Origin of the sequence: Citricoccus sp. GCM10030269 (assembly GCF_042665635.1) — a bacterium.
GTDB lineage: Bacteria > Actinomycetota > Actinomycetes > Actinomycetales > Micrococcaceae > Citricoccus.
Genome location: NZ_JBHTCV010000005.1, coordinates 554,071 through 580,570, shown reverse-complemented (window position 1 = coordinate 580,570; position 26,500 = coordinate 554,071). Strand labels below are relative to the sequence as shown.

Genomic DNA, 26,500 nt, shown 5'->3' with positions numbered 1-26,500 from the left:
TTACCGGGGGACGTAATCGAACGTGTCCGGGTCCGGACCGGTGCGCTGATCCTTGTTGAGCGAGGCGATCGTCTTCACGTCCTCGTCCGTCAGCTCGAAGTCGAAGAGCGCGAAGTTCTCCTCGATCCGGGAACGGGTGACCGACTTGGGGAAGACGATGTCGCCGCGCTGGATGTGCCAACGCAGAGTCACCTGGGCGGTGGTGCGACCCACGCGCTCGGCGATCTCCTTCAGCGTCGGGTCGTCGAGCACGGCACCCTGGGCGATCGGGGACCAGGCCTCGGTCGCGATGTTGTGCTGAGCGCCGAACGCCCGCACCTCTTCATTGGTGAGGTAGGGGTGAACCTCGATCTGGTTGACCGCCGGCGCGAGGGAGGTCTCGTCCAGCAGGCGCTGCAGGTGCGGCACCTGGAAGTTCGAGACGCCCACGGCCCGGGACTTGCCGGACTCCTGGATCTCGATCATGGCCTTCCAGGTCTCGACGTAGTCCACGTCGATGGTCGGCAGCGGCCAGTGGATCAGGAAGAGATCAAGCTGGTCGATGCCCAAGTCGGCGAGGCTCTCGTCGATGGCGCGCAGGGCATCGTCGCGGCGGTGGTAGCCGTTGTTGAGCTTGCTCGTGATGAACACGTCTTCCCGGGCCAGGCCGGACTCCTTCAGGGCTTCACCGACACCACGCTCGTTGCCGTACATCTCGGCGGTGTCGATGTGGCGGTACCCGACCTCGAGTGCGGCCAGGACGGCGTCCTTCGTCTGCTCCGGCGGCACTTGGTAAGTGCCGTAGCCCAACTGGGGGATGGTGACACCGTTGTTGAGGGTGATGGTGGAAACTTCAGACACGTGTGCGCTCCTTCGATCGGTTCTTCAGCTGATTCGGCCGGGATGGATGGCCCCGGCCCCACTGGAGAAAATCCGCATTCAGCCTAACCACTCCGGGGTTCGGATCTGAGAGCTGTGAACCCCTGTTGCCTCGTCTTCGCTGACGGAGGAACCGGGGCGAGACTACAGGCTATTTGTCTTGACAATAGGACAGGCTGAACCGAGAGTGGGGTGAAACACATCTCGAGTGTTGACCACGCTCACCACAGACTTACCGAGGAAAGGGCCTCTCATGGGAACCACGGAGATTACTCACTGGATCAACGGCGAAGCTGATCCTGGGCACGGTGCCCGCCGCCAGGACGTGTACAACCCGGCCACGGGCGAGGTCACGGGACGTCTCCATTTGGCCGACGAGCAGGACCTGGACAAGGCCGTGCGGGCCGCTCGGGCCGCGGCGGATCAGTGGGGCGAGGTGTCGCTGTCCAAGCGGATGAACGTGATGTTCACGTTCCGTGAACTCGTCCATGCCCATACCCAGGAGCTGGCCCAGATCATCACCTCCGAGCACGGCAAGGTGCTCTCCGATGCCGCCGGTGAGGTCGCGCGTGGTCTGGAGGTCGTCGAGTACGCGTGCGCCCTGCCGCAGACCCTGAAGGGGGAGTACTCCGATCAGTTCTCCACCGGCATCGACGTCTATTCCTTCCGTCAGCCCCTCGGTGTGGTCGCGGGCATCACGCCGTTCAATTTCCCGGTCATGGTCCCGCTGTGGATGTCGCCCATCGCCATCGCGACCGGGAACGCCTTCATCCTCAAGCCCTCCGAGCGCGATCCCTCGGCGGCGTTGTTGCTGGCCAAGCTCTATCACGAGGCGGGGGTGCCCGACGGCGTCTTCCAGGTGCTCCATGGGGACAAGGACACTGTCAACGGTTTGCTGACCCACGAGTCGATCGACGCGGTGTCCTTCGTCGGGTCCACCCCGATCGCCAAGCATGTGCACGAGACCGCCACTCGGCACGGAAAGCGTGTCCAGGCTCTGGGTGGCGCCAAGAACCACGCCGTCGTCATGCCGGATGCGGACCTCGACCTCGCGGCGGATCACCTTTCCGCTGCGGCTTTCGGCTCCGCCGGCGAGCGCTGCATGGCCGTCTCGGTGGCGGTGGCGGTGGGCGAGGCCGCCGACGCACTGGTCGACAAGGTCGGCCAGCGTGCGCGAGACATCACTGTGGGTGAGGGAACCGAGTCGGACGTGGAGATGGGGCCGCTCATCACTCCCGCCTCGAAGGAGCGCGTGCAGCGCATCGTCACGGAGGCAGAACAGGCCGGGGCCGCCGTCGTGGTGGACGGCCGTGACCTCGTGGTGGAGGGCAAGGAGGAGGGCTTCTTCGTGGGCCCTACCGTGCTGGACCGTGTCCAGCAGGAGATGTCCGCCTATCAGGAGGAGATCTTCGGTCCGGTGCTGGTGGTGGTGCGGGTGGATTCCCTTGAGGAGGCGATCCGCGTAATCAATGCCAACCCCTACGGCAATGGGACCGCCATCTTCACCGGTTCCGGCAATGCCGCCCGGACGTTCCAGCGGCAGGTCACCGTCGGCATGATCGGCGTCAATGTGCCCATTCCGGTTCCTGCGGCACAGCATTCCTTCGGGGGATGGAAGGACTCGCTGTTCGGCGATCTGCACATCTATGGGCCCGACGGCGTCCGGTTTTACACCCGCGGCAAGGTCGTCACCCAGCGGTGGCCGCACCAGAACGATGTGGTCGCCGCCTCGATGAATTTCCCCTCGCACGACTGATCTCGCAGTGAAAGGTGCGGTCCCCTTCCTGGGGCCGCACCTTTTCTCTTGGGCGGCATGCGTTCTCGTGGGCGCTATTTGTCTTGACATTACTACTAACCGTCAATACCGTGATGCCCGTTACTGTGACGGCCATCACCTGGAAGGACCTCGTCATGCCGGAAGCTGCATCGTTCGTTCTGGAGGCGGCCCATGAGCCGCTGCACGCTGACACCATTGAGGTTGCCGCCCCAGGCCCAGAAGAGGTGCTGGTCGAGGTGGCCGCCTGCGGCGTCTGCCATACCGACCTTCACGTGATCAAGGATGAGGTGGCCTTTCCCAAGCCGGCCGTCCTGGGCCATGAGGTCTCCGGAATCGTTCGCCAGGTCGGGCCGAGCGTGACGCATGTGCAGCCGGGGGACCGGGTCGCCTGCAGCTTCATCATGCCGTGTGGCCGCTGCCGTCACTGCGCCAAGGGTCTGGAAGACCTGTGCGAGAACTTCTTCAACTACAACCGGCTCAAGGGTCAGCTCTACGACGGCACCACGCGCTACACCCGCACCCCTGAAGGCCCATCAGACGGTCAGTCGGGAGGACGTCAGTCGGAAGGACAACCTCAAGAGCTGGCCATGTACTCCATGGGCGGGCACTCCATGAGCTGTGTGGTGCCCTCTCGCGGAGTCTTCCCGTTGCCGGACAGCGTCCCACTGCTGGAGGCCGCGGTGCTCGGATGCAGCCTGTTCACCGGCCATGGTGCCGTCTGTTCGGTCGCCCAGGTCCAGCCGGGGGAGAACGTGGCGGTGATCGCCGCTGGAGGTGTGGGCCTGAGCATCATCCACCTGGCCCGCGCGGCCGGTGCTGATCGCATTTTTGCCATCGACGTGGACGACGACAAGCTGGCCCTGGCCCGAGAACTGGGTGCCACCGACGTCATCAACTCCCAGAACGCCGATCCGGTCCAGCACATCACCGACGCCCTGGGCCACGGGGTCGACGTGGCTTTCGAAGCTCTCGGCTCGGTGGCCACGGTCAAGCTCGCGGTGGACCTTCTCGACGACGGCGGTCGAGCCGTGCTGGCCGGCATCGCCCCGGCGGGCCAGACCATGGATGTCGACATCACCAAGGTGGTGCGGCGGAAACTGCAGATCCTGGGCTCCTTCGGCGCGTCAGCATCCTCCACCATGCCCGAGGTCATCAGGCTGGCCGCCGAGGGCCAACTGGACCTGGACACGCTGATCACCCATCGTTTCGCCTTCGAACAGACGGACGAGGCGTATCAGCTGCTCAACGAGCGGAAGATCCTCGGGCGCGGGCTCATCGAGACCAACCCCTCGCTGGCCTGAAGGACTCTCACCCATGTTTCTCGGTCTGCTGGGGATCCTGCTCTCCTTAGTCCTGCTCATCACCCTGGCCTACCGTGGGGTGACCATCGTGGTCGCTGCTCCACTGTGCGCACTGGTGGCACTCGTGTTCTCGGGCGCGCCCATCTTGGCGAACTACACCGAGGTCTTCATGCCGGCCCTGGCCGGGTTCATCCAGCAGTACTTCCCGATGTTCCTCACAGGGGCGATCTTCGGTCGGCTGATGACCATGGCCGGCTACGCCAAGGACATCGCTCAAGTGATGACCCGTCTCCTGGGGCCTCAACGAGCCATTCTGGCGACCGTGCTGACCACGGGGTTGTTGACGTACGGGGGCATCAGCCTGTTCGTGGTCGTCTTTGTGATGTTCCCGTTGACACGGGAGCTGTTCCGCGCTGCAGACATTCCTCGGCGACTGATCCCCGGCACGATTGCCCACGGCATGCTCACCTTCACCATGACGGCCCTGCCCGGTTCTCCGCAGGTGCAGAACATCATCCCCGGTCAGGCGTTCCAGACGACGACGTTCGCCGCGCCGGGATTGGGCCTCCTCGGAGGGGCCGTCACCTTCGTGCTGGGCATGCTGTGGCTGGAGTATCGCAAGCGCAAACTCATGGCCGCGGGGGAGAGCTTCACCGACCCCACCGAGCAGGAACGCCGCGCCGGAGTCGGTGATGTCCGAGATCTTGACGGCGCTGGTGCGGCCGGTGCTGGCGCAGACGGGCGGTCTCCCGGGGACGGGACAGTCGGCGATGGCGGTGGCGGTGACCATGGAGGGGCTCAGAGACAGGCCCGGACGTCCATCCTGACCCGCGAGCAGGACCGAGGCGAGGTCCGTCGGCGCGAGGTCCCCGGCGACGACGAAGAGCAGCTCGTTCCTGCGCATCACGTCCTGTCGTTCATCCCGATTCTGTTGGTCTTCGTGGTGAATCTCAGCTTCACCATGGTCATTCTGCCGGGCCTCAACTGGGACTACCTGGCGGATGAGCAGTTTGGGGGCATCACCCTGGACGACCGGCTGAGCACGTGGGCCGTGATCTGTGCGATGGTCATCGCGATCCTGAGCATTCTGGTGATGAACATCAGGCATCTTCGATGGATCGGGCACGGCTTGGTCCATGGTGCGAAGAGCGCGTTGCTTCCCATCTTCAACACCGCCTCGGAGGTCGGCTACGGTGCCGTGATCGCCTCACTGGCCGCCTTCACGCTCATTCGGGACGGCATCTTCACCGTCAGCGGCAACGCCCTGGTCGCCACCGCGATATCCACCTCCACCATTTCCGGCGTGACCGGCTCGGCCTCGGGTGGCATGACGATCGCGCTCAATGCCTTGGGCGATGACTTACGACAACTGGCCGTGGACCAGGGGATCAGTCTCGAAGCCATGCACCGGATCACGGCCATGGCCTCCGGCGGTTTTGACTCGATGCCGCACAACGGCGCCGTGATCACGCTGATCCTCGTCTGTGGCTTGACTCACCGCGAGGCCTACAAGGACGTCGGCGTGATCTCTCTGCTCATTCCGGTGTGTGTCACGGCCGCTCTGGTACCGGTGGTGCTGCTGGTCGGCAGCTTCTGAGTAGCCACTTCTGCGGCACAACTCCTGAACCACCCTCCTGAATCTCAGCGGTTCATCAGGGTGGTCTCGTAGGAGTATCGGTCCGCGCGGTACACGTGGTCGCCGAACTCGATGGGAGTGCCTGAACTGTCCAGCGCTGTCCGCTGGACAGTGACGAGTGGGGCGCCCATGCTGATGTCCAGCAACTCGGCTTGGGTGGAGTCGGCCACTGTTGCCCCGACCGTTTGGTGAGCCATCTGAAAGTCGGTGCCCTGCCGGCGCATGGCGTTGTAGAGCCCGCCCTCTTCGAGGTCGGCCACGGTGAGGGTGCCCACCGAGAGCGGCAGGTAGTTCTCCATGATGCCCAGAGGCTGGCCGTCGATGGAGCGCACGCGGCGGACGTGATAAACCTCCGCACCGTCCGGAAGACTCAGCTGCTCACGAACGTCGTCGTCCGCGGTAATGACCTCCAGCGCCAGCACCGTCGTGGTGGGTTCGACTCCGGCCTCGCGAAGATCGTTGTAGAGGCTGGAGAGCTTCAGGCTGCGACGCACCCGCGGTCCGACCACCTGAGTGCCGACTCCGCGGCGCCGGACCACCAGGCCGTCCCGGACGAGCTTGTCCATGGCCTGCCGAAAGGTCGGACGGGAGACGCTGTAGCGCTTGGCCAGATCGATCTCGTTGTCGAGCTTGGTCTCCGGCGGAAGGTCACCGGTCCGGATAGCGTGTTCAAAAGCCTCGGCGATCTGGTGATAGAGCGGCACGGGGGAGTTCCGGTCGAGGAAGATCTCCAGTTCGGCCGGCACGTCGGACAGCTCCTTCACGTCAACTACATCTGGTGGCATCGAGGCATTCGCATCAGTGTTCCATATTGTCCCATGGGGGCGCGGTACGGTTCAGACCGCGGCACCCCGGGTGAACATCTCGTGGGCGGTCCGGAACAGCTGCATGGTCTCGTCGGTGCTCAGGCCTTCCGCGTCTGGTACATAGATGTAGTTCATGTCCGAGCGGGCGAAGATGCTTCGTTTCACGGGGCCGAGGAGCTTTCGCTGCTCGCGCGAGAGCGCGGCCACGTTGCGAAGCCCGGAGGGTGAGAGCGCCATGGCGGCCCGGCGTTCATATCCGGAGTCATGCTGCGACGGCACCAGGTGATGTGCCGGTGGTTGGACGTCGTGCCAGGGAACAGGCCCGATCCCGCGGACGGTGAACCCTTGCGGCGACAGGGTCACGGGCAGCGTCTGCGCCGTGGCGAACGCTCGGTGTGACCGGAAGGCGCGCAGAAGAAGCCATCCCAATCCGGCGAGCATCAGTGGTACGGCGAACCCGACAGGATGCACGGCCACGCCATTGATAGAGACCACGAGCAACGTGATGATGCCGGCCACGACCAGTCCGGCGACCATCACCAGCAGGACGGTCATCAAAACGGTGAGTACACGCGTCCAGGTAGATGGTCTCCCCGGCAATGTCACGGTCCCGCGGGCGCGCAGCTCGGCACAGGTGCGATCGAACGAGTCGGTCATGGAATCAGCGTACGGTCGACTGCACCTCTGAGGCAGAACCCGTCATGACCGGAGGATCTTCTCCATGGTCTTGCCTCGCGCCAACTCGTCGACCAGTTTGTCCAGGTAGCGCAGCTGTTGCATCACCGGGTCTTCGATGTCCTCGACCCGTACTCCGCACACGACGCCCGTGATCAGCGGGGCGTTGGAGTTCAGATGCGCGTCGGCGAAGAACGCTTCGAACGAGGTCTCCTGCGATAGGTGGCGCTCAAGGTCAGCGTCGTCGAAACCGGTCAGCCAGGTGATGACCTCGTGTAACTGGCTTTCGTGCGGCCCTTTTTCTCGACCTTCGTGACGTAGTGGGGATACACCGCGGAGAACGGCATCCCATAGACCCGCTTCAGGGTCTTCTCATCCGTCTTCATGCTCCACATGGTACGGGGGTTGGCGCTTTCCCGCCGGAGACAGAACAAACAACAAGGGCGAGGTTCACCCTCTCACCAGAGACTTTCCTCTGACCGAAAGAGTGAACCTCGCCCACGTGGGGTGAGTAACGGGGCTTGAACCCGCGACCTTCTGGACCACAACCAGACGCTCTACCAGCTGAGCTATACCCACCATGCTGGATCGGCGCACCGACCCGGACAGCGCGTTCCATCATACACGGTCACGGCACTGATGCGCATCGCCGTGGACGGTCGATGGACCAACCCAGTGCCAACCCCGCCGGTACGGTGATCAGCCCTGCGGCGCGGTGACCAACTCCAGTTGTGAGGCGATCTGCTGAGCGGTCTTAGAGTCCGGCCCCGGGGCGTCCACCATGACGGCGGCCCGGTAGTAACGCAACTCATTGATCGAGTCGATGATGTCCCCGAGGGCCCGATGCCCGCCGGTCTTGGCCGGGGACTGGAAGTAGGCCTTGGGGTACCAGCGGCGAGAGAGTTCCTTGAGCGTGGAGACATCCACGATGCGGTAATGCAGGTGGTCGGTGATCGCCGGCATGTCCCGCGTCAGGAACAGTTTGTCCTGGCCCACCGAATTGCCGGCCAGCACGGCTTTGCCCGGCTGCGGGCAATGGTCAGTGATGTAGGCCATGCAGATATCGGACGCCTCGGCCAGGCTGACGCCGTCGTCGAGCTTCTCGAGCAGACCCGAGGTGGTGTGCATGTCCCGGACGAACGGGACCATCTGCTCCAGCGCCTCTTGCGGGGGTTTGATCACCACATCCACGCCCTCGCCGAGAACATTGAGCTCGGAGTCGGTCACCAGCACCGCGATCTCGACGAGCGCGTCGGCGACCGGGTCCAGCCCGGTCATCTCACAATCAATCCACACCAGGTTCTCTGCAGTAGCTGCCACGCCTCCCACAGTAGCCCCCGCCCGGTGGTAGTTTGTGGAAGGCCCTCGGACGGCCTGCCGAAGGACGGAAGGATCCCGACCCCGATGAGTGTGCCCAGCACCCGGACGGAACCGGCTTCGCCGACGTGGACCCCAGCCGTGTGGATTGCCGGGGTCGTGGGCTTTCTCGGTTCACTCGCCGTGTTGGCAGGCTCCCTGTCCGTCGGTTGGTTGGCCTCCATCTCTCCGGTCAACCGGTGGTCCTGGCTGATCCCGTGGCGCACCACCGAGTACGGGGTCATCACCGGCACCGTCATGCTGACTCTCGGTTGCTGGCTGATGTTCTGGGGCTGGCTGCGTCTGGGCAAGGTCGTGCGCTTCTCCGGCAGGGGAGGCCTGGGAATCGTCAACATCACGACGGCGGCGTGGAGCCTGCCACTGTTGGCGTGCCTGCCGATCTTCTCCCGGGACATCTTCGCCTACATCGGCCAGGGACGGCTCATGGTGGCCGGTCAGGATCCCTACGAAAGCGGCATCTCCACGCTGTCCAACTGGTTCCAGCTCGGCGCGGACGCCACATGGGCTCAGACGGAGACGCCCTACGGGCCGGTGTTCCTCTGGATCGAACAGTTCGTCATGGCCGTGGCCGGGCCGGACGATCCCGATCTCGCGATCTTCCTGTTCCGCCTCACCGCCGTGGCTGGCGTCGTGCTCATCATGGTCTACGTGCCTAAGCTCGCCACCCTGCTAGGCACCGACGCGGCGCGAGCGCAATGGATCACCACCGCCAACCCGCTGTTGCTCATCAGTTTCGTGGCCTCCGGTCACAACGACGCCCTGATGACCGGACTCGCCGTCGCCGGGGTCTGGTACGCGGCCACGGGACGCGGACTGCTCGGTGTGCTGTTGGTGACAGCCTCGATGGGCATCAAGCCGATCACCATGGTGCTGTTGCCCTTCATCGGTCTGCTGTGGGCCGGCCGGGGTGCCAGCTGGGCCCGACGGTTCGGCTACTGGTTCCTCACCGCCGGCATCTCCGGGCTGATCATGGTCTTGGTCGGCATGCTCAACGGCTTCGGCTACGGATGGCTCACCGTCATGCTGACCACGGGGACGGGATCTGTTCCGTGGTCCCCCTTGGGCATCATGGCGGATGCGACGAAAGTCATTCTGAATTCCCTCGGCCTCGCCGACGAATGGGTGCTGAGCGCCTTCAAGACCATCGGACGCATCCTGTCCGTCATCATCGTCATCTGGCTGATGTTCCGTGGCCGGCACGAACACCTGATGCAGCGGCTCACCTGGGCTTTTACCGCCTTGGTGGTGCTGACTCCGATCATCCAACCGTGGTACCTGCTGTGGCTGTTGCCGTTCTTCGCCGTGATCGGCATCCGGGATGACTGGCAGCTGAAATGGGTGGTCTTCACGGTGGCCTTCTTCCTGGCCTTCGGCGCCGCAGACCAGTTGTTCGTCTGGCAATTCCTCGGCATCGGGGACCAACTGGCCCACCTGGCCACGCTGCTCTCCTGGGGCTGCATGGTGTGGATCCTGTTACTTGATCCCTGGACGAGTTCGATCATGAAGGAGGAATGGCACGTTCGCCCTGCCCTCCGTCGGGCGGTGGCACGCCTTCGGCGATCCGAACGGACTCCGGATGAAACATCCCCACGGAAGACGAAGACGAGACAGGGGATGACTCCTCCGTGACGGGGACAGCGGCACCCGGAACAGCAACGCGTGGTCCGTTCGCCGGGCTGCGCCGCCGGTTGGGCAGTGTTGCCGCCACACGGTGGTTGATCGGTGGCGAGGACGAGGTCACCGCCCCTTCCGTGTGGCAGGGTCTCATCGGCTCGCTGATGATCATGGTCGGCTCGTGGGGCGTGGGCTGGTTGGCAACCACGCCGACGTCGGTCTTCGCCCGGACCACCGTGCTCAATCCCCTGCGGGTCGAACCGGTCGGTGTGGTCCTCTGCGCGATCCTGCTGGTCCTCGGCTCCCTGTTGCTGGTCCGAGCCTGGTTGCGACTCGGCCAGCGGCTGGAGCACCGATGGGAGACGGCCACGCCCGTCATCGTGCGGGCGACATGGTGGTGGGCGGCACCGCTGCTGTTGGCGTTCCCGGTCTTCTCCCGGGACGTGTACTCCTACCTCGGTCAGGGGCGACTGCTGCATGCCGGGCTGAATCCGTATCAGGACTGGATCTCTGAGCTTCCCGGCTGGTTCATGCAGGGCGCGGATTCGATCTGGGCCGAGTCTCCCTCGCCCTACGGCCCACTGTTCCTGCTGGCGGCCCGGGCCGTCTGGTTCGTCACCGGCAGCAGCCCGGAGCCGGCCATTCTGATGTTCCGAGCCTTCTCCGTGGTCGGCCTGGCCTTGTGCCTGTGGGCGGTCCCGCGCCTGGCCCGGAGATTCGGCACCGCACCGGGATGGTCACTGTGGATCTCGGTGGCCAACCCGCTGTTCGCGCTGTACATGATCGCGGGGATTCACAACGACGCACTCATGATCGGCCTGCTCCTGGTCGGATTCGTCCTGCTCGGTCCGGACTCCTCGCGCTCGCGGAATCTCGCCGGGCTCGTTCTGGTCTCACTGTCGATCGCCATCAAGCCTCTGACGATCATCGCCCTGCCCTTCGCAGGACTGCTCATGCTCTCCGGCCGCCCGTCCTGGAGATCCCGGTTCACGGTGTGGGCCTGGTGCGCCGGGGCGGCCGCCGTCGTGCTCTGCGCCGTCGGGGCCGTGACGGGACTCTGGTTCGGCTGGGTTCCGGCCATGCTCACGTCCGGGAACGCCGCATTTCCCTACGCACCCTTCGGGCTGCTGGGACTGGGCATCGGCTGGGCCGTGGACGCCGCCTCGGGGTCCGGCATCCGGGTGGTGGCCGACGTCGTCTACAGCCTCGGCAAAGTAATCGCGGTCGCCTTCACCGCCTGGTTGGCGCTCACCCGGCGACCGATCCACCCGGTGATGGCCACCGGCTGTGCGCTGTTGGCCGCCGTCGTGCTCGCGCCGATCATCCAGCCGTGGTATCTGCTGTGGGCGCTGCCGATGTTCGCGGTCGTCCGTCGATGGCACGGCTGGCTCGCGTGGGCGCTGTACCTGCTGGTCATGATGCTCGTGGTGGTCGGGGTTGTCGATCAACTGTCCGTGGCCCAGTGGATCTCCTTGTTCTGGGTGCGGATGATCACGGGTGCCGTCGGCGCCGCCTATATGGTGTTCATTGTCTTTCTCGACCCGAAGACGTCCATGTTGTTCCCTTTCGCTTCGCGCACGACCGGCCAGGAGGCTCCGTGAACCAGACCCGACCGGACCGCAGACTGCTCCTGGTCCTCGTGGGCGCCACGCTCCTCGCCGCCGTGCTGGCCGTGCTCTCCAAGCAGTGGTGCCGCATCAACGGCTGGGAGGCCCCGGATGTGCACGTCCATATGTGCTACTCGGACTTCGGGCAGTTGTTCTCCACGCGAGGGCTGGCCGAGGGCTACTTCCCGTTCTATACGCCGCTGCCGGAGGAACAGTGGATGGAGTACCCCGCCCTGCTGGCCGTCGTCGCCGGGGTGACGTCCTGGTTCGTCCCCGCGGACGGGACGATGCTGGAACGCACGGTGACCTACTTCGACGTCAACGCCGTCGGCGCGCTGCTGTGCTGGCTGGTGGTGGTGATCGCCACCGCCTACACCGCCCGGGGGCGCTCCAAGGACGCGCTCATGGTGGCCGTGGCGCCGGGCATCATCCTGACCTCGTTCCTGAACTGGGACCTGTGGGCGGTCATGCTCGCGGCCCTCGGGCTGCTGCTGTGGTCGCGGAACCATCCCGTGCTGGCCGGCGTCGTGCTGGGACTGGGTGCGGCCATGAAGCTGTATCCGCTGTTCTTCTTCGGTGCGATCCTCGTGCTGTGCTGGCGAGCCGGACGCCTCCGGGTGTTCTTCACGTCTCTGGCGGCAGGAGTGGCTGCCTGGCTGGCGGTGAACCTCCCGTTCATGCTCACCGCCTTCGACCAATGGAGCCGGTTCTACACCTTCTCGGGGGACCGGGAGGTGTCCTTCTCCTCAATGTGGCTGGCGCTGACCTGGACCGGATGGTCGGGGGAGACCTTCTCCCTGATCTCCAACGGGCTGTTCGGCCTGTGCTGCCTCGGCATCGCCTACCTCGGTCTCTCCGCCCGGCGCCGGCCGCAGATGGCCCAGCTGTGCCTGTTGATCGTGGCGGCGTTCATCGTGCTCGGCAAGGTGTACTCACCGCAGTTCGTGATGTGGCTCATCCCGCTGGTCGTGCTCGCCCGGCCGGACTGGCGGCAGTTCTGGATCTGGCAGGCGGTGGAGGTCTACCACTGGGCCGGCGTCTGGATGGAGTCCGCCCGGATCACCTCGGACGGGACGTTCGGCGGCGGGGGACCCTGGATCCCGCTCTGGTACGGCTCAGGCATCGTCCTGCACCTGGCCGCGGTGCTGTGGATCTGTCTGTCGGTGATCCGGGATATCAACCGCCCTCCGGAGGCCATTGCGCCGGGTCCGGACGCCGACCCGGCGGCCGGGGTTCTGGCCGACGAGCCCGACCGCTTCCTGTTGCCGGCACCGCCGTCATCCCGTCGGCGGCGCGTCCCGGCTGCGTCGACTGAGTAGTCCGACGACGGGCCCCATCCGCGGAATCCAAGGAATCCGGGTCAACTGAGCTCGGGGTCGCCGGAGGTGTGCTCGGTCATCCACCGGGAGCGCAACACCAGCTCGAGTTCGAACCGGGCCGTGGGGTCATCCAATTGGGCACCGAACAGCTCCCGCAACCTGGCCACTCGGTACCCCACGGTCTGCGGATGCACTCCCAGTTCCCGGGCCACCGGGACTCGCTGGCCCCAGTGGATCAGCCAGTACAGCAGGGTTCTCTCCAACACCGGTCGTTTCGAGTCGGGAAGCTCGTTCAGGGGCGTCAGGCGCCGGACCGCCAGGTCGTCCATCACCTGTGGCTCGGCCGCCAGCACGACCCTGGTCAGGTGGTCTGAGGCGAACACGGGGGCGTCACCGACCTGCTCGGGGAGGAGCGCGGCCACGAGTTGGGCCACCCGGTGGGAGTGCGCCATCCCGTCCCACTCCACGGGTGGCCCCAACACGGCAGACGTACCGGCGAAGATCTCCTCGAACCGTGACCGCATCCGCTGTGGCTGAGCCACGGAGATGACGGCGGTGGCCTCCGACTCGCGCTCGACCACGATGCCGGAGGGGCCGAGCCGCGTGCGGACGCTCGAGGCTGACTCGAGTGGCATCACCACCGCGGCCATGCGTTGGGGGAGATGCCAGTCCGCACCGGAGGCGAGTCGCCGCAGCTCACCGATCTCCGTGCTGCCGCCCACCAGTGCCGTCACCAGATCGGCGCGACGCAACTCCAGGGCGCCGGCATGGGCAGCCTGCTCCACGGCATAGGCCTGGACGCTGACGGCCGAGAGCTCGTCGATGTAGGCCAGAATCGTCTCGCCGAGATCCACCACCACATCCATCCCCATGCCCTGCTCGGCACAGGCCTCGGAGAGCCCACGGAAGGTGATCCGTGCGCTGGTGCGGTAGGCCGCCAGCAAGGCGTCCATGCCACGGCCTTGCCGGTACTCACCGGCTCCGAGGGCAGCGACCAACTGCCGCGATTCCTCGTTCAGCGCCGGATCGGAGGTGCCAGGCAGGGAGAGCAGTTGCTCCAGGGCTCCTTTCACGCCCAGGAACAGCACCTCGCTGAATCGCTCGCTCCGGGCCATCTGATAGGCCGGGATCTGATGCGGGACCGTCTCGATGATGCGCCCGACGACGTCCGGCACCGCCGGTGCCAGCAGTTCCGTCAGCTCCGGGGGCAAGGACAACCACGGTGGCCGGGAGGCGTCCCACGGGTGCTCCGTGCCGCGCGAGCGCTGGGCCTGTGAGGTGTCCCGAACCCTCGGAGGTGGCGGGCCGCCCGCCAGAGGGTGTGACGGTAGGTTATCTTCCGACGATAGATTCACGGTGCTAATCGTATCTCCACGGTGCAGTATTTAGTCGCCGGGGCCCATAGGCTGAGGTCATGCCCGGAAGCTCCATCCTCTCCTTATTGACGTCGGTATTCTCCTCGCCGCGGTCCCCACAGGAATTCCTGTCCCTGCTCGATCCCGTGCACTCACCCCGGCAGTTGCGCGGCGTGGTCACCAAAGTCGAACGTCCTGTTCCCGGCACTGCCACGGTGTCGTTCCGCACCGGCCCGGGCTGGCAGGCTCACGAGGCCGGCCAGTGGGCCCGCATCGGTGTGGACGTGGACGGAGTGCGCCAGTGGCGCTCGTACTCGCTCTCCGCCGCAGCAGGCTCGGATCCGGAGATCACCGTCACGGACATCGGCACAGTCTCGGGTGCCCTGGTGAGGAATACCGACGTCGGCGATGTCCTCTTCCTGGCCCGGCCGGAAGGTGACTTCACCCTTCCGGAACATCCTCGACCGCTGCTGATGCTGACGGCTGGCTCGGGGCTCACCCCGGTGATGTCCATGATCCGCACGCTCGTTCCGCGGCGCCCCGATGCCGACGTCGTGCTGATTCATTCGGTACGCACACTGGACTCGGCCGCCTTCCGCGAGGAATTGACCGAGTTGGCCCAGCAGTTCCCGGGCCTGCGCGTGCATCACCATGTCACTGCTGACGACGGTCGCCTGGACCTCTCCGAACCCCACGCCCTGGACGAGCTGTGCCCGGACTGGCGCGCCCGAGCGGCCTTTGCCTGTGGACCCTCCGGCTTTCTCGATGACGCCGAGGCACTCTGGGAACGCGAGTCCGGCCCCGACGCCGCCGGCCTGAAGATCGAGCGGTTCCAGGCCGACCTGGTCGGCGGGGAACCCGGAGCCGGGGGACTGGCCGTCTTCGAGATCTCTGACCTGGAGGCCGACGCCGCCGGAGATGTTCCCCTGCTCGACGTGGCCGAGGACGCCGGTGTGGCCGCCCCCAGCGGCTGCCGCATGGGCATCTGCCACGCGTGCCTCGTGCCTTTACGGTCCGGAAAGGTCATGGACCTGCGGACCGGCGAGGTCCACGGGGATCCCGGTGAACTCATCCAGACCTGCGTCAGTGCCGCAGCGGGGCCGGTCAGCCTGGGGCTGTAGTGTCCGCAGCGAGACGTCGAGCCCCTAGCCGCCCCCCAGACTTCTTCTTTCTCTTTGCCCGCCAATCATCTCCGAACGTTCCTCTCCGAACCTTCTTCTCCGAACATTCATCTCCAACCCCCGAGGAGACCCCCGTACTCATGACCGTCACTTCGAAGCACCAGAAAGCCACCGAGAAACTCTTCAGTGGCGCACGCCAGGCGAGCATCACCGAACCCGACACCGTGAGCTGGGCCCCGGGCCGAGGCCGCGGGCCGGACACCAATGCGCCGGCTGAGCAGGCGGCCGAGTCGCAGGGCTCGACCGAGACCACTCCGCAGACCACTCCGCAGACCGCTCCTCAGACGCAGGCACAGACAGTCCGGCCCGGCGCCTTGGCCGCCACCGGCAGCCCGGCAGTGCGTCCGCCGGCGGCCCAGCACCTGAGTGACGAGCAGGTGGCCGAACTCGGCCGCGAACTCGACGCGGTTCGCGACTCGGTCCTGGCCCAGCGCGGCGCCACGGATGCCGCCTATATTCGCCGAGTGATCCGCTGGCAGCGCGCCCTCGAAGTCGGGGGTCGGGCGTGCTTGCTGGGCGCCAACAACAAGGTCGCGTGGACGGCCGGGACCGCGATGCTGACTGTCGCCAAGATCATCGAGAACATGGAGATCGGGCACAACGTGTTGCACGGTCAGTGGGACTGGATGCGCGATCCGGACATCCACTCGACCACGTGGGAATGGGACTTCGTCACGCCCTCGAAAGCCTGGCAGAACACCCACAATGACATGCACCACCGCTGGACCAATGTCATCGGCAAGGATCGCGACGTGGGCTACAACGTCCTCCGCGTGGACCGGGATCAGCCCTGGGAACCCAAGCACATTCTCAACCCCGTGATCAACGCCGGTCTGGCGCCCGTCTTCGAATGGGGCATCGCCCTGTACGATCTGGAATTGGACCGCGTCAAGACGGGGGAGAAGTCCAAGAGCGAACTGATGCGGGACTTGAAGACCGTGGGCCTGAAGGCCGCCAAACAGTTCGCCAAGGACTATGCCGCGACCCCGGTGGCGGCTCAGATTCTCACCGGCTCCGGGAAGTCGGCCCTTCTCGGCACGGTGGCCGCGAACGGGTTGCGCAACATCTGGGCCCACGCCGTGATCTTCTGCGGTCATTTCCCTGAGGGCGCCGAGACCTTCACCGAGGAGATGGTGGAGGGCGAGACCCGTGGAGACTGGTACGTGCGGCAGATGATCGGCTCGGCCAACATCTCCGGCTCACAGGCCATGCACTTCATGACTGGCAACCTGTCCCACCAGGTCGAGCACCATCTGTTCCCGGACCTTCCGTCCAACCGGTACGCCGAGGTCGCGGTCCAGGTCCGGGAGATCTGTGAGCGCTACGGGCTGCCCTACAACACCGGGCCCCTGCATCGGCAGGTGGGCTCCACGTGGGGCAAGATCTTCCGTCTGGCTCTGCCGAACCGCCGCTGAACCGGCCGCCACGGACTCGATCGCGACTGAACCGGCCGCTGGCTCAGGAAGCGTTTCAGGGAACGTACTGTACGCAGGCCGGGTCGACGGGCCGGTCCCGATGCAGCACCCAGATGCCGTGGTCGTCCGCGCTGACCGGCTCATAACCGAGCCGCTCGGCGCGGTCCAAGGCCTCGTCCGGGGTGAGCGGGTCCCAGCCGCCGAGCTCCTCGACGGTGGTGTCGATGATCATCCAGGTGGCCAACTCGTCGCCCATGTCCCCGTGCAGGCCCACATAGGTGCGGTCCACCAGGTGCGGCACCGCATTGTCGGCGGCCTCGATACAGACGTCGTCCGGGATGGACTTCACGGCCCGGTCGAGAGCATGCGCCCACTCGCTTCTCTGCCAGTTCTGACCCGTCACGGTGCGCTGGAACGGGAACACCTGCGGAAAGAACAGGGTTCCGACCACGCCGCAGCCCAACAGGACGCTCACGAAGATCACCGGAAGTCGCCGCCGTCGTGGGTCTCGGTGTGGGTGCCGGCCCTGGCGCCACACGCCGATGCGGGACAGTGCCTCCAGCGCTGCCATCAGGAAGATCGGGGCGAGAATCGCGTCGTACTGATAGACGGGGCTCCACACGTTGAGCCGGTCGTTGAACAGCCGGGAGAGCAGAATCGGCGCGCCGATGAGCGTGTACGGGGAGAGGAACGGCAAGAGCCACAGGGCGGCAAAGTGCAGCAGCCACAGCCCGATCTTGAGGGGATGGTCGAACAACACCGCGATGGCATCCAGGGGCTGGCTCAGGATGAACGCGATCGAGGACCCCATGTCCGGACCGAGCGCCGTGAACTGCCAATAGCCGAACTCACCCTCGGGGGAGAAGTGCGGGATCACCACGGAGGTGGCGAAAACATAGCCGGCCACCCCCAGCACGGCGGTCACGACGGCGGGCGCCCAGGCCCGCTTGATCGCCAACACCAGCGCGATGGCCAGGAGAGTGACGCCCATGTCCTCGCGCACGGTGAGCAGTACGGCAGAGAGACTGGTGGCCAACCAATATCTGCGCCCGTCGATTGCCCACACCACCCAGGCGGCGATCGGCACGCCGAAGGCGATCTCGTGGAAGTCCCAATTGACCATCGCCTGGAACGGCCACCACAACACCAGGGCGCCGGCGGCGATGAGGGCGGTGGTGTGGCTGAAACGGCGACGGATGAAGAGGTAGACCGGGACGCAGCTGGACACCAGGAGCGCCGTCATCGCGATGTTCAGCATCCGGGGGTCGTCCCAGATCCAGTACAACGGCGCGAGCAGTGCCAGGATCGGGTGGAAGTGGTCACCGAGGATGTTGAAATCCACGCCCTTGATCGGCACCAAGGGCTCGCGGAACAGCGCGTACTGGCGAACGGCCTGATCGAAAATGCCGAGGTCGTAGCCCTTGGCCTCGTAGTTGCGGAAGCGCAAAAACGAGTGGACCAGGTAGAGGGCTGCTCCGGCGGCCATGATGGCTCCGAGCTGCAGCCATTGCCTCCGAGTGGTGAAGGGGGCGACGGACTCCGCCCCGTCCCGCCGTTCGATCTGCCGGCCGATGCCCCACCGAGAACGACGGCGGGCGTCCACGCTCACATCCTGCACAGTCCACCTTTCGCGGCCGTCGGGACGGGGCCGGCCAGTGCCCCAGGAGGGAGTCGAACCCCCGACCAAGAGATTAGAAGGCTCCTGCTCTATCCACTGAGCTACTGGGGCTGGGTCCGGCCATTCTATCGGGCCGTCACTGCTCCACAGGACACTGCCGTGCGGTGCGTTGTCCACTGCAGGCGGTGCTCCCACTGGTGTGCCGGCGGTGCAACCGATGTGCTGGCAGAGCCGGAGAACGAACTTCGGCCGCCGCTCGGCACCCGCCCGACGGCGTCACTGCCGGCCGCGGGCCGGTCCACTGAAAGGTCCTCATCATGAGCGAACACATCACCGTCCGCGGCTTCGTCGCGACCGATCCCAGTACCCGCGTGGCGCAGGCAGGATTCTCCGTCGGCAACTTCCGGTTGGCTGCCACCGACCGGCGTTTCGACCGGGAACGCAATGCCTGGGTCGACGGAAAGACCAACTGGTTCACCGTGAACATGTTCCGTTCGCTGGCTCTGAACGCCGGCGCCTCCCTGCAGAAGGGACAGCCCGTCGTGGTCTCCGGCCGGTTGAAGGTCCGTCCGTGGGAAACCGACGAGCGTTCTGGGACCGCCGTGGAGATCGACGCCGAGACCATCGGCCATGATCTCTCGCTCGGCACGGCTTCCTTCGCCCGATCTTCAAGCCGTTCTGCCGACTCGATCGAGAGCGGCCACGGGCCGAGTTCTTCGTCCCTGGAGGCAAACGTCGACCAGGAGACCGGTGAAGTGTTGGACGATGCTGACGGTGACGAGGGCGCTGAGGATGTGGCAGAGCTCTCCGAACCAGACGATGTGGACGGTGCCGACAGTGCGGATCGGCTGGTGGTGGCCTGAACCTCTTCGCTCCGCGCTGAACCGAGCTTCGATGGTGGCCGCCGTTCGCTACCGATGCAGGCGATCCGGCGGCCACCCACTAGCCTGGGGTGCATGGCGGAATACATTTACAGCATGGTCAGGGCCCGCAAGAAAGTGGGCGACAAGCTGATTCTGGACGACGTGACGATGTCCTTCCTGCCGGGGGCGAAGATCGGCATGGTTGGTCCCAACGGCGCGGGCAAGTCCACGATCCTGAAGATCATGGCCGGGCTCGATCAGCCCTCGAACGGAGAGGCCAGGCTGGCTCCCGAATACAGCGTCGGCATTCTCTTGCAGGAGCCACCGCTCAACGAGGAGAAGACGGTGCTGGGCAACGTCCAAGAGGGCGTCGGCGCGATCTACGGCAAGATCCAGCGCTACAACGAGATCTCGGAAGAGATGGCGAACCCGGACGCCGACTTTGACGCGCTGATGGAGGAGATGGGCAAGCTCCAGGAGGAGATCGACGCCGCCGATGCGTGGGACATCGACTCCCAGCTCGACCAGGCGATGGACGCCTTGCGTTGCCCGCCGCCGGACGCCGACGTCACCAAGCTCTCCGGTGGTGAACGCCGCCGAGTGGCCTTGTGCAAGTTGCTGTTGCAGAAGCCGGACCTGCTGTTGCTGGATGAGCCCACCAACCACCTGGACGCCGAGTCCGTGCTGTGGCTCGAGCAGCACTTGGCCGCCTACCACGGTGCCGTGCTGGCCGTGACTCACGATCGGTACTTCCTGGACCACGTGGCCGAGTGGATCTGTGAGGTCGACCGCGGTCGCCTGTACCCCTACGAGGGCAACTACTCCACGTACTTGGAGAAGAAACGGGCCCGCTTGGACATCCAGGGCAAGAAGGACGCCAAGATGGCCCGTCGCCTGGCAGACGAACTGGACTGGGTGCGCTCCAGCTCCAAGGGTCGTCAGGCGAAGTCCAAAGCCCGTCTGTCCCGCTACGAGGAGATGGCCGCCGAGGCCGAGAAGACCCGGAAACTGGACTTCGAGGAGATCCAGATCCCACCGGGACCGCGGCTCGGCAGCCAGGTGATCGAAGCGAAGAACCTGCAGAAGGGCTTCGACGATCGGATGCTGATCGACGGTCTGTCCTTCTCGCTGCCGCCGAACGGCATCGTGGGAGTCATCGGCCCCAACGGCGTCGGCAAGACCACGTTGTTCAAGACCATCGTCGGCTTGGAACCCCTCGACGGCGGCGAACTGAAGATCGGCGAGTCGGTCAAGATCTCCTACGTGGATCAGTCCCGCGGCGGGATCGACCCAGAGAAGTCGCTGTGGGAAGTGGTGTCCGACGGCCTGGACTACATCAAGGTCGGCCAGGTCGAGATGCCGTCTCGCGCCTATGTCTCCGCTTTCGGTTTCAAGGGTCCGGACCAGCAGAAGAAGGCTGGAGTGCTGTCCGGTGGTGAGCGGAACCGGCTGAATCTGGCGCTGACGCTCAAAGAGGGCGGCAACCTGCTCCTGCTGGATGAGCCGACGAATGACTTGGACGTCGAGACCCTGGCCTCACTGGAGAACGCGCTGCTCGAGTTCCCCGGCTGCGCCGTGGTCATCTCTCACGACCGGTGGTTCCTGGACCGCGTCGCCACGCACCTGCTGGCCTACGAGGGCACTGACGAGGATCCGTCGAGCTGGTACTGGTTCGAGGGCAACTTCGAGTCCTACGAGGCCAACAAGGTCGAGCGGCTCGGTGCGGATGCGGCCCGACCGCACCGCGTGACGCACCGGAAGCTCACGCGCGACTGACCGAGCATCGGGGAAGAACCGATCAGGAGCCTGACCCGGGACGTCGAGACGTCTTCAGGTACAGGCCCTGAACGGCTCCCTTGACCTTGTTCTGGAAGTCCGTGGGAACTCGGACCATACCCTCTTGGGCGACCGAGGCGACCAGCTCGCCGCTGCGCGAGTAGATGCGTCCGTTGCTCAATCCTCGCGCTCCCTGCGCAGACGGGCTGGACTGGACGTACAGCAGCCACTCGTCCACGCGAGCGGGACGGTGCCACCACATGGCGTGATCCAGTGAGGCGACGGACATGCCGGGACGAACCCAGGCCAGCCCGTGCCGGCGGAGAATCGGTTCCAGCAGGGTGTAGTCCGAGGCATAGGCGAGTGCCGCCCGGTGGAGATTCGCCTGGTCGCCCAGGGCCGAGAAAGTCTTCATCCAGACCATGTTCGTCGCCACGTGACGCTTGTCCGCCGTGGTCTCAATGGCCGGGTCGACGTGCCGGATATCAAAGGGACGCGCCCAGGACCATTCCTGCGCCATGGGGTGCCCGAGGTGCCCCAGGCGTTCCGACGTCGCCGGCAGGGACTCCGGGTCCGGCACCCCCGTCGGCATGGGGGACTGGTGCTCGAGCCCGGGGGAGGGCTCCTGGAACGAACAGATCATCGACAGCAGGGTCTTTCCCTCCTGCCGCGCGTGGACGCGCCGAACGGAAAAAGAGCGCCCGTCGCGCAAGACCTCGACGGCGAAAGAGATGGGCAGCAGCGCGTCACCGGGCCGGATGAAGTAGGCGTGCATGGAATGAACGGCCCGGTCTCCCTCCACCGTGGCGACCGCGCCCATCAGCGACTGGCTCATCACCTGCCCGCCGAAGACCCGGCCGCGGGCCTGCGGGGGCGTGATTCCAGTGAAGAGCGTCTCCCCGGTATGCGGGTCGGTTCCGTCCGGAGTCAGATCCAGGACTTGGCGCAGGACGTCGGTCGGGTCCTCAGGGAAGTCGGTGCGTTGCTTTCGTACTTTGCCAGACCCCATGAATGTCCCTTCACGTCGTGCGCGGCCGGAATCTACCGACCGGTAACCTCTGCTGCATTCTACTCCCGGCCCGCGGTGCCAGATCGGGGCGGATGGTGAGGGATGCGACAGTGAAGGGGGCAGGGAATGGGACAATGGATCCCATGTCACCGACTCCTGCGCAACCCTCCGACTCCGGAAGCAGCGGCGCCGAATCAGCCGCCGAACCAGCCGGCGAATCGGCCGGCGGCCCAGCCATCACCCTGGAAGACCAGGACGCGGTGGCGGATGTCGAGCGGTACTGTACGCGGGCCAAAGTCATGTCGGACACGGGCGTCCGGCTGCAGGTCGTCGGTAGCGTCCTGGCGGCCTGGGTCTCCGTCCTGCAACCTCGTGGCCTGGGGGATCAGGTACCCGTGGTCCTGGGGCTGCGGACGTTCCGGCTGGTGGAGGGCCGTCACGACGGCTTCGACGCCGTCTTCGCCCTGTCATCGGTCCTGGAACGCCTGGCCCGTATGACCTCGACCGGGTCCACCGCCTTCACCCCACCGCCGGTCGCAGAACAAGCCGCCTGGGCTGCCGTGACGCCCCCGCGGACGGGGTGGACGCCCGCGGCCACGGTATCGGACGACGAGCTGCAGCAGATCGCGCGGGACGGCATCCGCGAACTGGCCGACGCGTTGCCGGCGGATCCGGGGGCCTCCATGGTCGCGCAGGCTCGGGCTGCGGTGTGGGGACGGCTCCTGGGCGCTTCGTCACCCGACGGCGAGGACGGTTTCCTTCCCGCCGGGGCCGCTTTCGCTGCCCACGGGCTCGGCTTCCTCACCCGAGAGGGAACGACGTCGGTCCACACCTCGGGCCCGTGGGTGCGGCTTACTGGACCGGCCGGCTTTGTGCTGTGCCGCCGGCCGATGCAGCTCTGATCACTCGGCAGCTCCGATCGCCGGGGAGCAGTCCGGTGTGCCTCAGCCGGAGTTCACCATGGAGTGAGCCGCGCGCTCCAGGTAATCCCACAGGGTCTGCTCGTACAGCGGCGGTAACTCGAGGGAGTCCACGGCCACTCGCATGTGCTGGAGCCACCGATCGCGCATGGCGAAGTCGATCGTGTAGGGCATATGCCGCATTCGGAGCCGGGGATGTCCACGCTGCTCGCTGTACGTGCGCGGGCCGCCCCAGTACTGCTCGAGGAACATCCGCAACCGCTCCTCGGCCGGACCCAGGTCCTCTTCGGGATAGATCGCCCGGAACTCCGGATCGGCGGCGACGCCCTCATAGAAGACGCGGGCGAGCTTGACGAAGGTCTCGTGCCCGCCCACCTGGTCGTAGAAGCTGGCGTTCTCGGGCTGAGCCTCCGAGGGCTGAGCTTCTGAGGACTGTGCCTCTGAGGGCGGGGCTGCCGAGGCTGGATCCGGTGCGGGGCGGTTGTCGAGCCCGGTGACCCGACTCGGAGACTTACCCTGGCGAGGCTTGAGCACCGCGATCGGGGCACCCAGGCGCTGACCGAAGTCCGGCAGATGCTTCATTTGGCGGACCTCTTGAGCCTTGATCTGGACCGGGAAGTTCACGGACCGGGCAATGAAGCACTGCTCATGGGCGCTCTGGTGCAGGGCATCGGCCGCGTCGCGCTGGTCCTCATCGGAGAGCCATACCTCGGGGAAGAGGGTGGCGGCGGTGATGCGGCCGCCATCGTGATCCAGGGTCAGAGTGCATTCGGCGCGAACGGACGCGCCGGTGACCACGATCCCGGACTGGGCCGCCGCCCGGAGGTAGGACAGCAGGTGGCACTCGGCCAGGGCGGCCAACAACAGCTGCTCGGGATTCCAGCGAGAGTCGTCGCCATGGAAGGCGCGGGCGGCGGATCCGCTGAGTTCGCCTGGCCCCTCGGCCCGGACCACGAGATCGCGGCCGAAATCCTGGTATCCGGAGGTCTCGGAACCGGGCTGCCCTGTCCATTCGGCGCTCAGAGAGAAGGTGTGTTTCACGCCCTCCACGGTACCCCCAGGTCTCCCGCGGTGGCTCGACGGCGCAGGCAACCCTAGACTCAGAAGACCCCTTTGGAGGTGTGATGCCACTGATCCACATCGTGACGGTTTCGGACCGCGCCCACACGGGCCGGGCACCGGACACCGCAGGGCCGCGCGCGCTGGAGCTCCTCGCCGACCTTCTGCCGGACTCGAGGACGGAGAACTCCTTGGTTCCCGACGGCGTGGATTCGGTCCGCGGGGCGGTCCAGGCCGCGCGTGAGGCCGGGGCCGACGTCGTACTGACCCTCGGTGGCACGGGTGTCTCGCCCCGCGACCTCACGCCCGAGGCGATGGACGGAGTCATCGAGACCGAACTGCCCGGTGTGGCCGAACTGCTGCGCCGAGAGGGCGCCGCGCAGACACCGACGGCCGCGTTGAGCCGGGGGCGCGCCGGCATCATCGGCCGGAGAGCACCAGCCGACGACGGTTCCGGGTCTGTTGTCCACGGTCAGCCGACCGTGGTGGTGAACCTGCCGGGTTCGCTCCGCGCCGTCGAGCAGGGAATCAGACTGCTGGCCCCACTGTTGGATCACCTGATGAACCAGCTCAAGGGAGGCGACCATGACCGCCACTGATCACGCGTCTCACGTCACGCCACCCGCGCGGGAGCAGACCACCGGAGATCCGGTCGCAAGTCCGGTCGCAGATTCCACCGCAGATCCCATCGCAGATTCGACCGAGCGTTCGGGACTCTCGACGGCGCCGTTGGACCCAGCTGCGGTGGAGGCCTCGGTCCTGAGCCCGAGCTGTGGGGCCGCGCTGACCTTCTCCGGCGTCGTGCGTGACCATGACCCCGAGGCCACCGGCACAGTGGCCTCCCTCGACTACACCGCCCACCCCGACGCCGAGAGCATCGTGCGCAGTATCGTCGAGCATCATGCCCGCGGCCCCGAGCACCCGGACGGAGAGGTGCGGATCGCCGCGGTGCACCGCATCGGCCACCTGACCGTCGGCGAGCTGGCCCTGGTGGTCTCGGTGGCCTCCGCTCATCGCGCCGAGGCCTTCGACACCTGCCGTGCGGTGGTCGAGGACATCAAGGCGGAGGTGCCCATCTGGAAGAGGCAGCAGACACAGACCGGCGAAGCGCACTGGGTGGGACTTCCATGAGCGGCGTGCCGATCACCCTCGCCACGCGGACCGCGAGTGGCCCCGGGGCCGTTCCCGCCGAGGCCACCGATACCACCGCCGCTGCCCTGGCAGCCGGCCCAGAGGCTCGCCGGTTGTTGCCCACCGCGGACGAGCTGGCCGGCGTCGGGACGTCCCGCGATCTGACCGATGGCTTCGGGCGCGTTCACCGCGATCTGCGTGTCTCGCTGACGGATAAGTGCTCCCTGCGCTGCACCTATTGCATGCCGGAGGACGCCGGCCCGTTCACTCCGAAGGAGCAGTTGCTCTCGGCGGCCGAGATCGAGCGACTCGTGCGCATCGCCGTGGACCACGGCATCACCGGTGTCCGACTGACCGGCGGCGAACCGCTGTTGCGCGCGGATCTGGAGGACATCGTGGCTCGGCTCGCGGCGATCGAGCTCCCGGTCGGCGGACGGCTTCCGGTGTCCATGACCACTAACGGGATCTCCCTGGACCGACGGTTGCCCGCACTGCAGGCGGCGGGACTGTCCCGGCTCAACATCTCCTTGGACACGGTGAAACCTGATCGGTTCCGTGAACTGACACGCCGGGATCGGCTCAGCGACGTGCTGGCCGGCATCGCCGCCGCGCGGGACTCAGGACTACGGCCGCTCAAGCTCAATGCGGTGGCCATGCGCGGGGTCAATGATGACGAGCTCGGGGACCTGGTCGCTTTCGCGGTCTCGCAGGACGCACAGATGAGGTTCATCGAGCAGATGCCCCTGGATGCCGGGCACACCTGGAAGCGTGACAACCTCGTCTCGGGTGAGGAGATTCTCAAGCGGTTGGCCGAACGATTCGAACTGGCGCCGGTGCCCGGCCGCGGGTCCTCGCCTGCGGCTCTCTACACCGTCGACGGCGGCCCACACACCGTGGGCGTCATCGCCTCGGTCTCAGCGCCCTTCTGCTCAGACTGCGACCGGCTGCGCCTCACCGCCGACGGTCAGCTGCGGAACTGCCTGTTCGCCCGCGAGGAGACCGACCTGCGGACGTTGCTCGGGGCCTCGGCTCCCGACGAAGACCTGGCCGCGGCCATGAAACTGTCCGTGGGGGCGAAGAAGGCCGGCCACGGCATCGACGACCCGGGCTTCGTTCAGCCGGGCCGAGGGATGAACGCCATCGGCGGCTAACCCTGAGGTGGCGATCTGCCAGAAGCGAGCGACGTCCGGCTAGCCGGCGGCA

General features: G+C 66.1%; 23 protein-coding genes, 2 tRNA genes and 2 pseudogenes. 14 read left to right on the top strand and 13 right to left on the bottom strand.

The window, feature by feature from the left end; translation table 11 throughout:
* Positions 1 to 840 carry an aldo/keto reductase gene (locus ACFQQD_RS09810; RefSeq protein WP_378088754.1) on the bottom strand — a complete coding sequence of 280 codons (840 nt, stop codon included), beginning with the start codon at positions 838 to 840 and terminating at the stop codon, positions 1 to 3.
* Positions 841 to 1,111: 271 nt separating this feature from the next.
* Between ACFQQD_RS09810 and ACFQQD_RS09805 the strand changes: the two genes are divergently transcribed.
* The 3 genes from ACFQQD_RS09805 (at position 1,112) to ACFQQD_RS09795 (ending at position 5,533) form a co-directional block, all read left to right on the top strand.
* Entirely contained in the window at positions 1,112 to 2,614 is a 1,503-nt protein-coding gene (locus ACFQQD_RS09805) for a CoA-acylating methylmalonate-semialdehyde dehydrogenase (protein ID WP_378088752.1), read from the top strand.
* A gap of 113 nt (positions 2,615 to 2,727) precedes the next feature.
* Positions 2,728 to 3,936 (top strand): zinc-binding dehydrogenase, encoded by a 1,209-nt coding sequence (locus tag ACFQQD_RS09800; protein WP_378088750.1) that lies wholly within the window; start codon positions 2,728 to 2,730, stop codon positions 3,934 to 3,936.
* 13 nt (positions 3,937 to 3,949) lie between these two features.
* Positions 3,950 to 5,533 (top strand): GntP family permease, encoded by a 1,584-nt coding sequence (locus ACFQQD_RS09795; protein WP_378088748.1) that lies wholly within the window; start codon positions 3,950 to 3,952, stop codon positions 5,531 to 5,533.
* A 44-nt stretch (positions 5,534 to 5,577) separates the two neighbouring features.
* Here ACFQQD_RS09795 and ACFQQD_RS09790 read toward each other — a convergent pair whose 3' ends face one another.
* The 6 genes and pseudogenes from ACFQQD_RS09790 to orn form a co-directional block, all read right to left on the bottom strand.
* Positions 5,578 to 6,336, bottom strand: coding sequence for a GntR family transcriptional regulator (locus ACFQQD_RS09790; protein ID WP_378088746.1), 759 nt, complete (start codon positions 6,334 to 6,336; stop codon positions 5,578 to 5,580).
* A gap of 72 nt (positions 6,337 to 6,408) precedes the next feature.
* Complete coding sequence (locus tag ACFQQD_RS09785) at positions 6,409 to 7,035, bottom strand: hypothetical protein (protein WP_378088744.1); 627 nt, start codon at positions 7,033 to 7,035, stop codon at positions 6,409 to 6,411.
* A gap of 42 nt (positions 7,036 to 7,077) precedes the next feature.
* A pseudogene (locus ACFQQD_RS09780) lies at positions 7,078 to 7,352 on the bottom strand (DUF2200 domain-containing protein); the annotation flags it as partial.
* Entirely contained in the window at positions 7,308 to 7,439 is a 132-nt protein-coding gene (locus ACFQQD_RS09775) for a DUF2200 family protein (protein WP_378088742.1), read from the bottom strand. The pseudogene ACFQQD_RS09780 and the gene ACFQQD_RS09775, both read right to left, overlap by 45 nt.
* Positions 7,440 to 7,556: 117 nt before the next feature.
* Positions 7,557 to 7,632: transfer RNA gene (locus ACFQQD_RS09770), tRNA-His, on the bottom strand.
* 120 nt (positions 7,633 to 7,752) lie between these two features.
* Positions 7,753 to 8,373, bottom strand: coding sequence for an oligoribonuclease (gene orn, locus ACFQQD_RS09765; RefSeq protein ID WP_378088740.1), 621 nt, complete (start codon positions 8,371 to 8,373; stop codon positions 7,753 to 7,755).
* Between the two features lie 84 nt (positions 8,374 to 8,457).
* Here orn and mptB (ACFQQD_RS09760) point away from each other — a divergent pair, with 84 nt between their 5' ends.
* From mptB (ACFQQD_RS09760) to ACFQQD_RS09750, 3 genes are read left to right on the top strand one after another with little or no spacing between them, the layout of a single operon-like run.
* Positions 8,458 to 10,059, top strand: coding sequence for a polyprenol phosphomannose-dependent alpha 1,6 mannosyltransferase MptB (gene mptB / locus ACFQQD_RS09760; protein ID WP_378088738.1), 1,602 nt, complete (start codon positions 8,458 to 8,460; stop codon positions 10,057 to 10,059).
* Positions 10,056 to 11,645, top strand: a complete 1,590-nt coding sequence (gene mptB / locus ACFQQD_RS09755) for a polyprenol phosphomannose-dependent alpha 1,6 mannosyltransferase MptB (RefSeq protein ID WP_378088736.1) — start codon at positions 10,056 to 10,058, stop codon at positions 11,643 to 11,645. The genes mptB (ACFQQD_RS09760) and mptB (ACFQQD_RS09755) overlap by 4 nt, the downstream gene beginning before the upstream one ends.
* Entirely contained in the window at positions 11,642 to 12,970 is a 1,329-nt protein-coding gene (locus tag ACFQQD_RS09750) for a glycosyltransferase family 87 protein (RefSeq protein WP_378088734.1), read from the top strand. Before mptB (ACFQQD_RS09755) ends, ACFQQD_RS09750 begins: the two co-directional genes overlap by 4 nt.
* 41 nt (positions 12,971 to 13,011) lie before the next feature.
* On the opposite strand, the gene ACFQQD_RS09745 is transcribed toward ACFQQD_RS09750, so the two are convergent.
* On the bottom strand, positions 13,012 to 14,181 hold the full coding sequence (locus ACFQQD_RS09745) for a PucR family transcriptional regulator (protein ID WP_378088732.1): 1,170 nt from the start codon (positions 14,179 to 14,181) through the stop codon (positions 13,012 to 13,014).
* Between the two features lie 203 nt (positions 14,182 to 14,384).
* Here ACFQQD_RS09745 and ACFQQD_RS09740 point away from each other — a divergent pair, with 203 nt between their 5' ends.
* Entirely contained in the window at positions 14,385 to 15,446 is a 1,062-nt protein-coding gene (locus tag ACFQQD_RS09740; RefSeq protein WP_378088730.1) for a ferredoxin reductase, read from the top strand.
* Between the two features lie 140 nt (positions 15,447 to 15,586).
* Positions 15,587 to 16,921: a fatty acid desaturase family protein gene (locus tag ACFQQD_RS09735; RefSeq protein WP_378088728.1), complete on the top strand. Its 1,335-nt coding sequence runs from the start codon at positions 15,587 to 15,589 to the stop codon at positions 16,919 to 16,921.
* A gap of 55 nt (positions 16,922 to 16,976) precedes the next feature.
* Here the strand turns inward: ACFQQD_RS09735 and ACFQQD_RS09730 are convergent, their stop codons facing one another.
* Positions 16,977 to 18,530, bottom strand: a complete 1,554-nt coding sequence (locus tag ACFQQD_RS09730) for a DUF2079 domain-containing protein (RefSeq protein ID WP_378088726.1) — start codon at positions 18,528 to 18,530, stop codon at positions 16,977 to 16,979.
* Between the two features lie 47 nt (positions 18,531 to 18,577).
* Positions 18,578 to 18,650, bottom strand: a tRNA-Arg gene (locus ACFQQD_RS09725).
* A gap of 206 nt (positions 18,651 to 18,856) precedes the next feature.
* Between ACFQQD_RS09725 and ACFQQD_RS09720 the strand changes: the two genes are divergently transcribed.
* Positions 18,857 to 19,402 (top strand): single-stranded DNA-binding protein, encoded by a 546-nt coding sequence (locus ACFQQD_RS09720; RefSeq protein WP_378088724.1) that lies wholly within the window; start codon positions 18,857 to 18,859, stop codon positions 19,400 to 19,402.
* Between the two features lie 93 nt (positions 19,403 to 19,495).
* Positions 19,496 to 21,178, top strand: coding sequence for an energy-dependent translational throttle protein EttA (gene ettA, locus ACFQQD_RS09715; protein ID WP_378088722.1), 1,683 nt, complete (start codon positions 19,496 to 19,498; stop codon positions 21,176 to 21,178).
* A 22-nt stretch (positions 21,179 to 21,200) separates the two neighbouring features.
* On the opposite strand, the gene ACFQQD_RS09710 is transcribed toward ettA, so the two are convergent.
* Entirely contained in the window at positions 21,201 to 22,187 is a 987-nt protein-coding gene (locus tag ACFQQD_RS09710) for an acyl-CoA thioesterase (protein WP_378088720.1), read from the bottom strand.
* 143 nt (positions 22,188 to 22,330) lie between these two features.
* Here ACFQQD_RS09710 and ACFQQD_RS09705 point away from each other — a divergent pair, with 143 nt between their 5' ends.
* Positions 22,331 to 23,089 (top strand): hypothetical protein, encoded by a 759-nt coding sequence (locus ACFQQD_RS09705; RefSeq protein ID WP_378088718.1) that lies wholly within the window; start codon positions 22,331 to 22,333, stop codon positions 23,087 to 23,089.
* A 42-nt stretch (positions 23,090 to 23,131) separates the two neighbouring features.
* Here the strand turns inward: ACFQQD_RS09705 and ACFQQD_RS09700 are convergent, their stop codons facing one another.
* Together ACFQQD_RS09700 and ACFQQD_RS09695 are read right to left on the bottom strand one after the other, a co-directional pair.
* Positions 23,132 to 23,641 carry a globin gene (locus ACFQQD_RS09700; RefSeq protein ID WP_378090084.1) on the bottom strand — a complete coding sequence of 170 codons (510 nt, stop codon included), beginning with the start codon at positions 23,639 to 23,641 and terminating at the stop codon, positions 23,132 to 23,134.
* A 78-nt stretch (positions 23,642 to 23,719) separates the two neighbouring features.
* Positions 23,720 to 24,061, bottom strand: a pseudogene (locus ACFQQD_RS09695) (OsmC family protein); the annotation flags it as partial.
* Between the two features lie 170 nt (positions 24,062 to 24,231).
* Here ACFQQD_RS09695 and ACFQQD_RS09690 point away from each other — a divergent pair.
* From ACFQQD_RS09690 to moaA, 3 genes are read left to right on the top strand one after another with little or no spacing between them, the layout of a single operon-like run.
* Positions 24,232 to 24,765, top strand: coding sequence for a molybdenum cofactor biosynthesis protein B (locus ACFQQD_RS09690; protein ID WP_378088716.1), 534 nt, complete (start codon positions 24,232 to 24,234; stop codon positions 24,763 to 24,765).
* Positions 24,752 to 25,297, top strand: coding sequence for a molybdenum cofactor biosynthesis protein MoaE (locus ACFQQD_RS09685; protein ID WP_378088714.1), 546 nt, complete (start codon positions 24,752 to 24,754; stop codon positions 25,295 to 25,297). Before ACFQQD_RS09690 ends, ACFQQD_RS09685 begins: the two co-directional genes overlap by 14 nt.
* Entirely contained in the window at positions 25,294 to 26,448 is a 1,155-nt protein-coding gene (moaA, locus tag ACFQQD_RS09680; RefSeq protein ID WP_378088712.1) for a GTP 3',8-cyclase MoaA, read from the top strand. Before ACFQQD_RS09685 ends, moaA begins: the two co-directional genes overlap by 4 nt.
* Positions 26,449 to 26,500: the final 52 nt, after the last annotated feature.

Excerpts from the sequence above, each read along its gene's own strand:
- ACFQQD_RS09805 (WP_378088752.1), top strand. The coding sequence starts at position 1,112 with ATGGGAACCACGGAGATTACTCACTGGATCAACGGCGAAGCTGATCCT.
- ACFQQD_RS09800 (WP_378088750.1), top strand. The coding sequence starts at position 2,728 with ATGCCCGTTACTGTGACGGCCATCACCTGGAAGGACCTCGTCATGCCG.
- ACFQQD_RS09795 (WP_378088748.1), top strand. The coding sequence starts at position 3,950 with ATGTTTCTCGGTCTGCTGGGGATCCTGCTCTCCTTAGTCCTGCTCATC.
- ACFQQD_RS09785 (WP_378088744.1), bottom strand. The coding sequence starts at position 7,035 with ATGACCGACTCGTTCGATCGCACCTGTGCCGAGCTGCGCGCCCGCGGG.
- ACFQQD_RS09775 (WP_378088742.1), bottom strand. The coding sequence starts at position 7,439 with ATGAAGACGGATGAGAAGACCCTGAAGCGGGTCTATGGGATGCCGTTC.
- mptB (WP_378088738.1), top strand. The coding sequence starts at position 8,458 with ATGAGTGTGCCCAGCACCCGGACGGAACCGGCTTCGCCGACGTGGACC.
- ACFQQD_RS09740 (WP_378088730.1), top strand. The coding sequence starts at position 14,385 with ATGCCCGGAAGCTCCATCCTCTCCTTATTGACGTCGGTATTCTCCTCG.
- ACFQQD_RS09735 (WP_378088728.1), top strand. The coding sequence starts at position 15,587 with ATGACCGTCACTTCGAAGCACCAGAAAGCCACCGAGAAACTCTTCAGT.
- ACFQQD_RS09720 (WP_378088724.1), top strand. The coding sequence starts at position 18,857 with ATGAGCGAACACATCACCGTCCGCGGCTTCGTCGCGACCGATCCCAGT.
- ettA (WP_378088722.1), top strand. The coding sequence starts at position 19,496 with ATGGCGGAATACATTTACAGCATGGTCAGGGCCCGCAAGAAAGTGGGC.
- ACFQQD_RS09710 (WP_378088720.1), bottom strand. The coding sequence starts at position 22,187 with ATGGGGTCTGGCAAAGTACGAAAGCAACGCACCGACTTCCCTGAGGAC.
- ACFQQD_RS09705 (WP_378088718.1), top strand. The coding sequence starts at position 22,331 with ATGTCACCGACTCCTGCGCAACCCTCCGACTCCGGAAGCAGCGGCGCC.
- ACFQQD_RS09690 (WP_378088716.1), top strand. The coding sequence starts at position 24,232 with ATGCCACTGATCCACATCGTGACGGTTTCGGACCGCGCCCACACGGGC.
- ACFQQD_RS09685 (WP_378088714.1), top strand. The coding sequence starts at position 24,752 with ATGACCGCCACTGATCACGCGTCTCACGTCACGCCACCCGCGCGGGAG.
- moaA (WP_378088712.1), top strand. The coding sequence starts at position 25,294 with ATGAGCGGCGTGCCGATCACCCTCGCCACGCGGACCGCGAGTGGCCCC.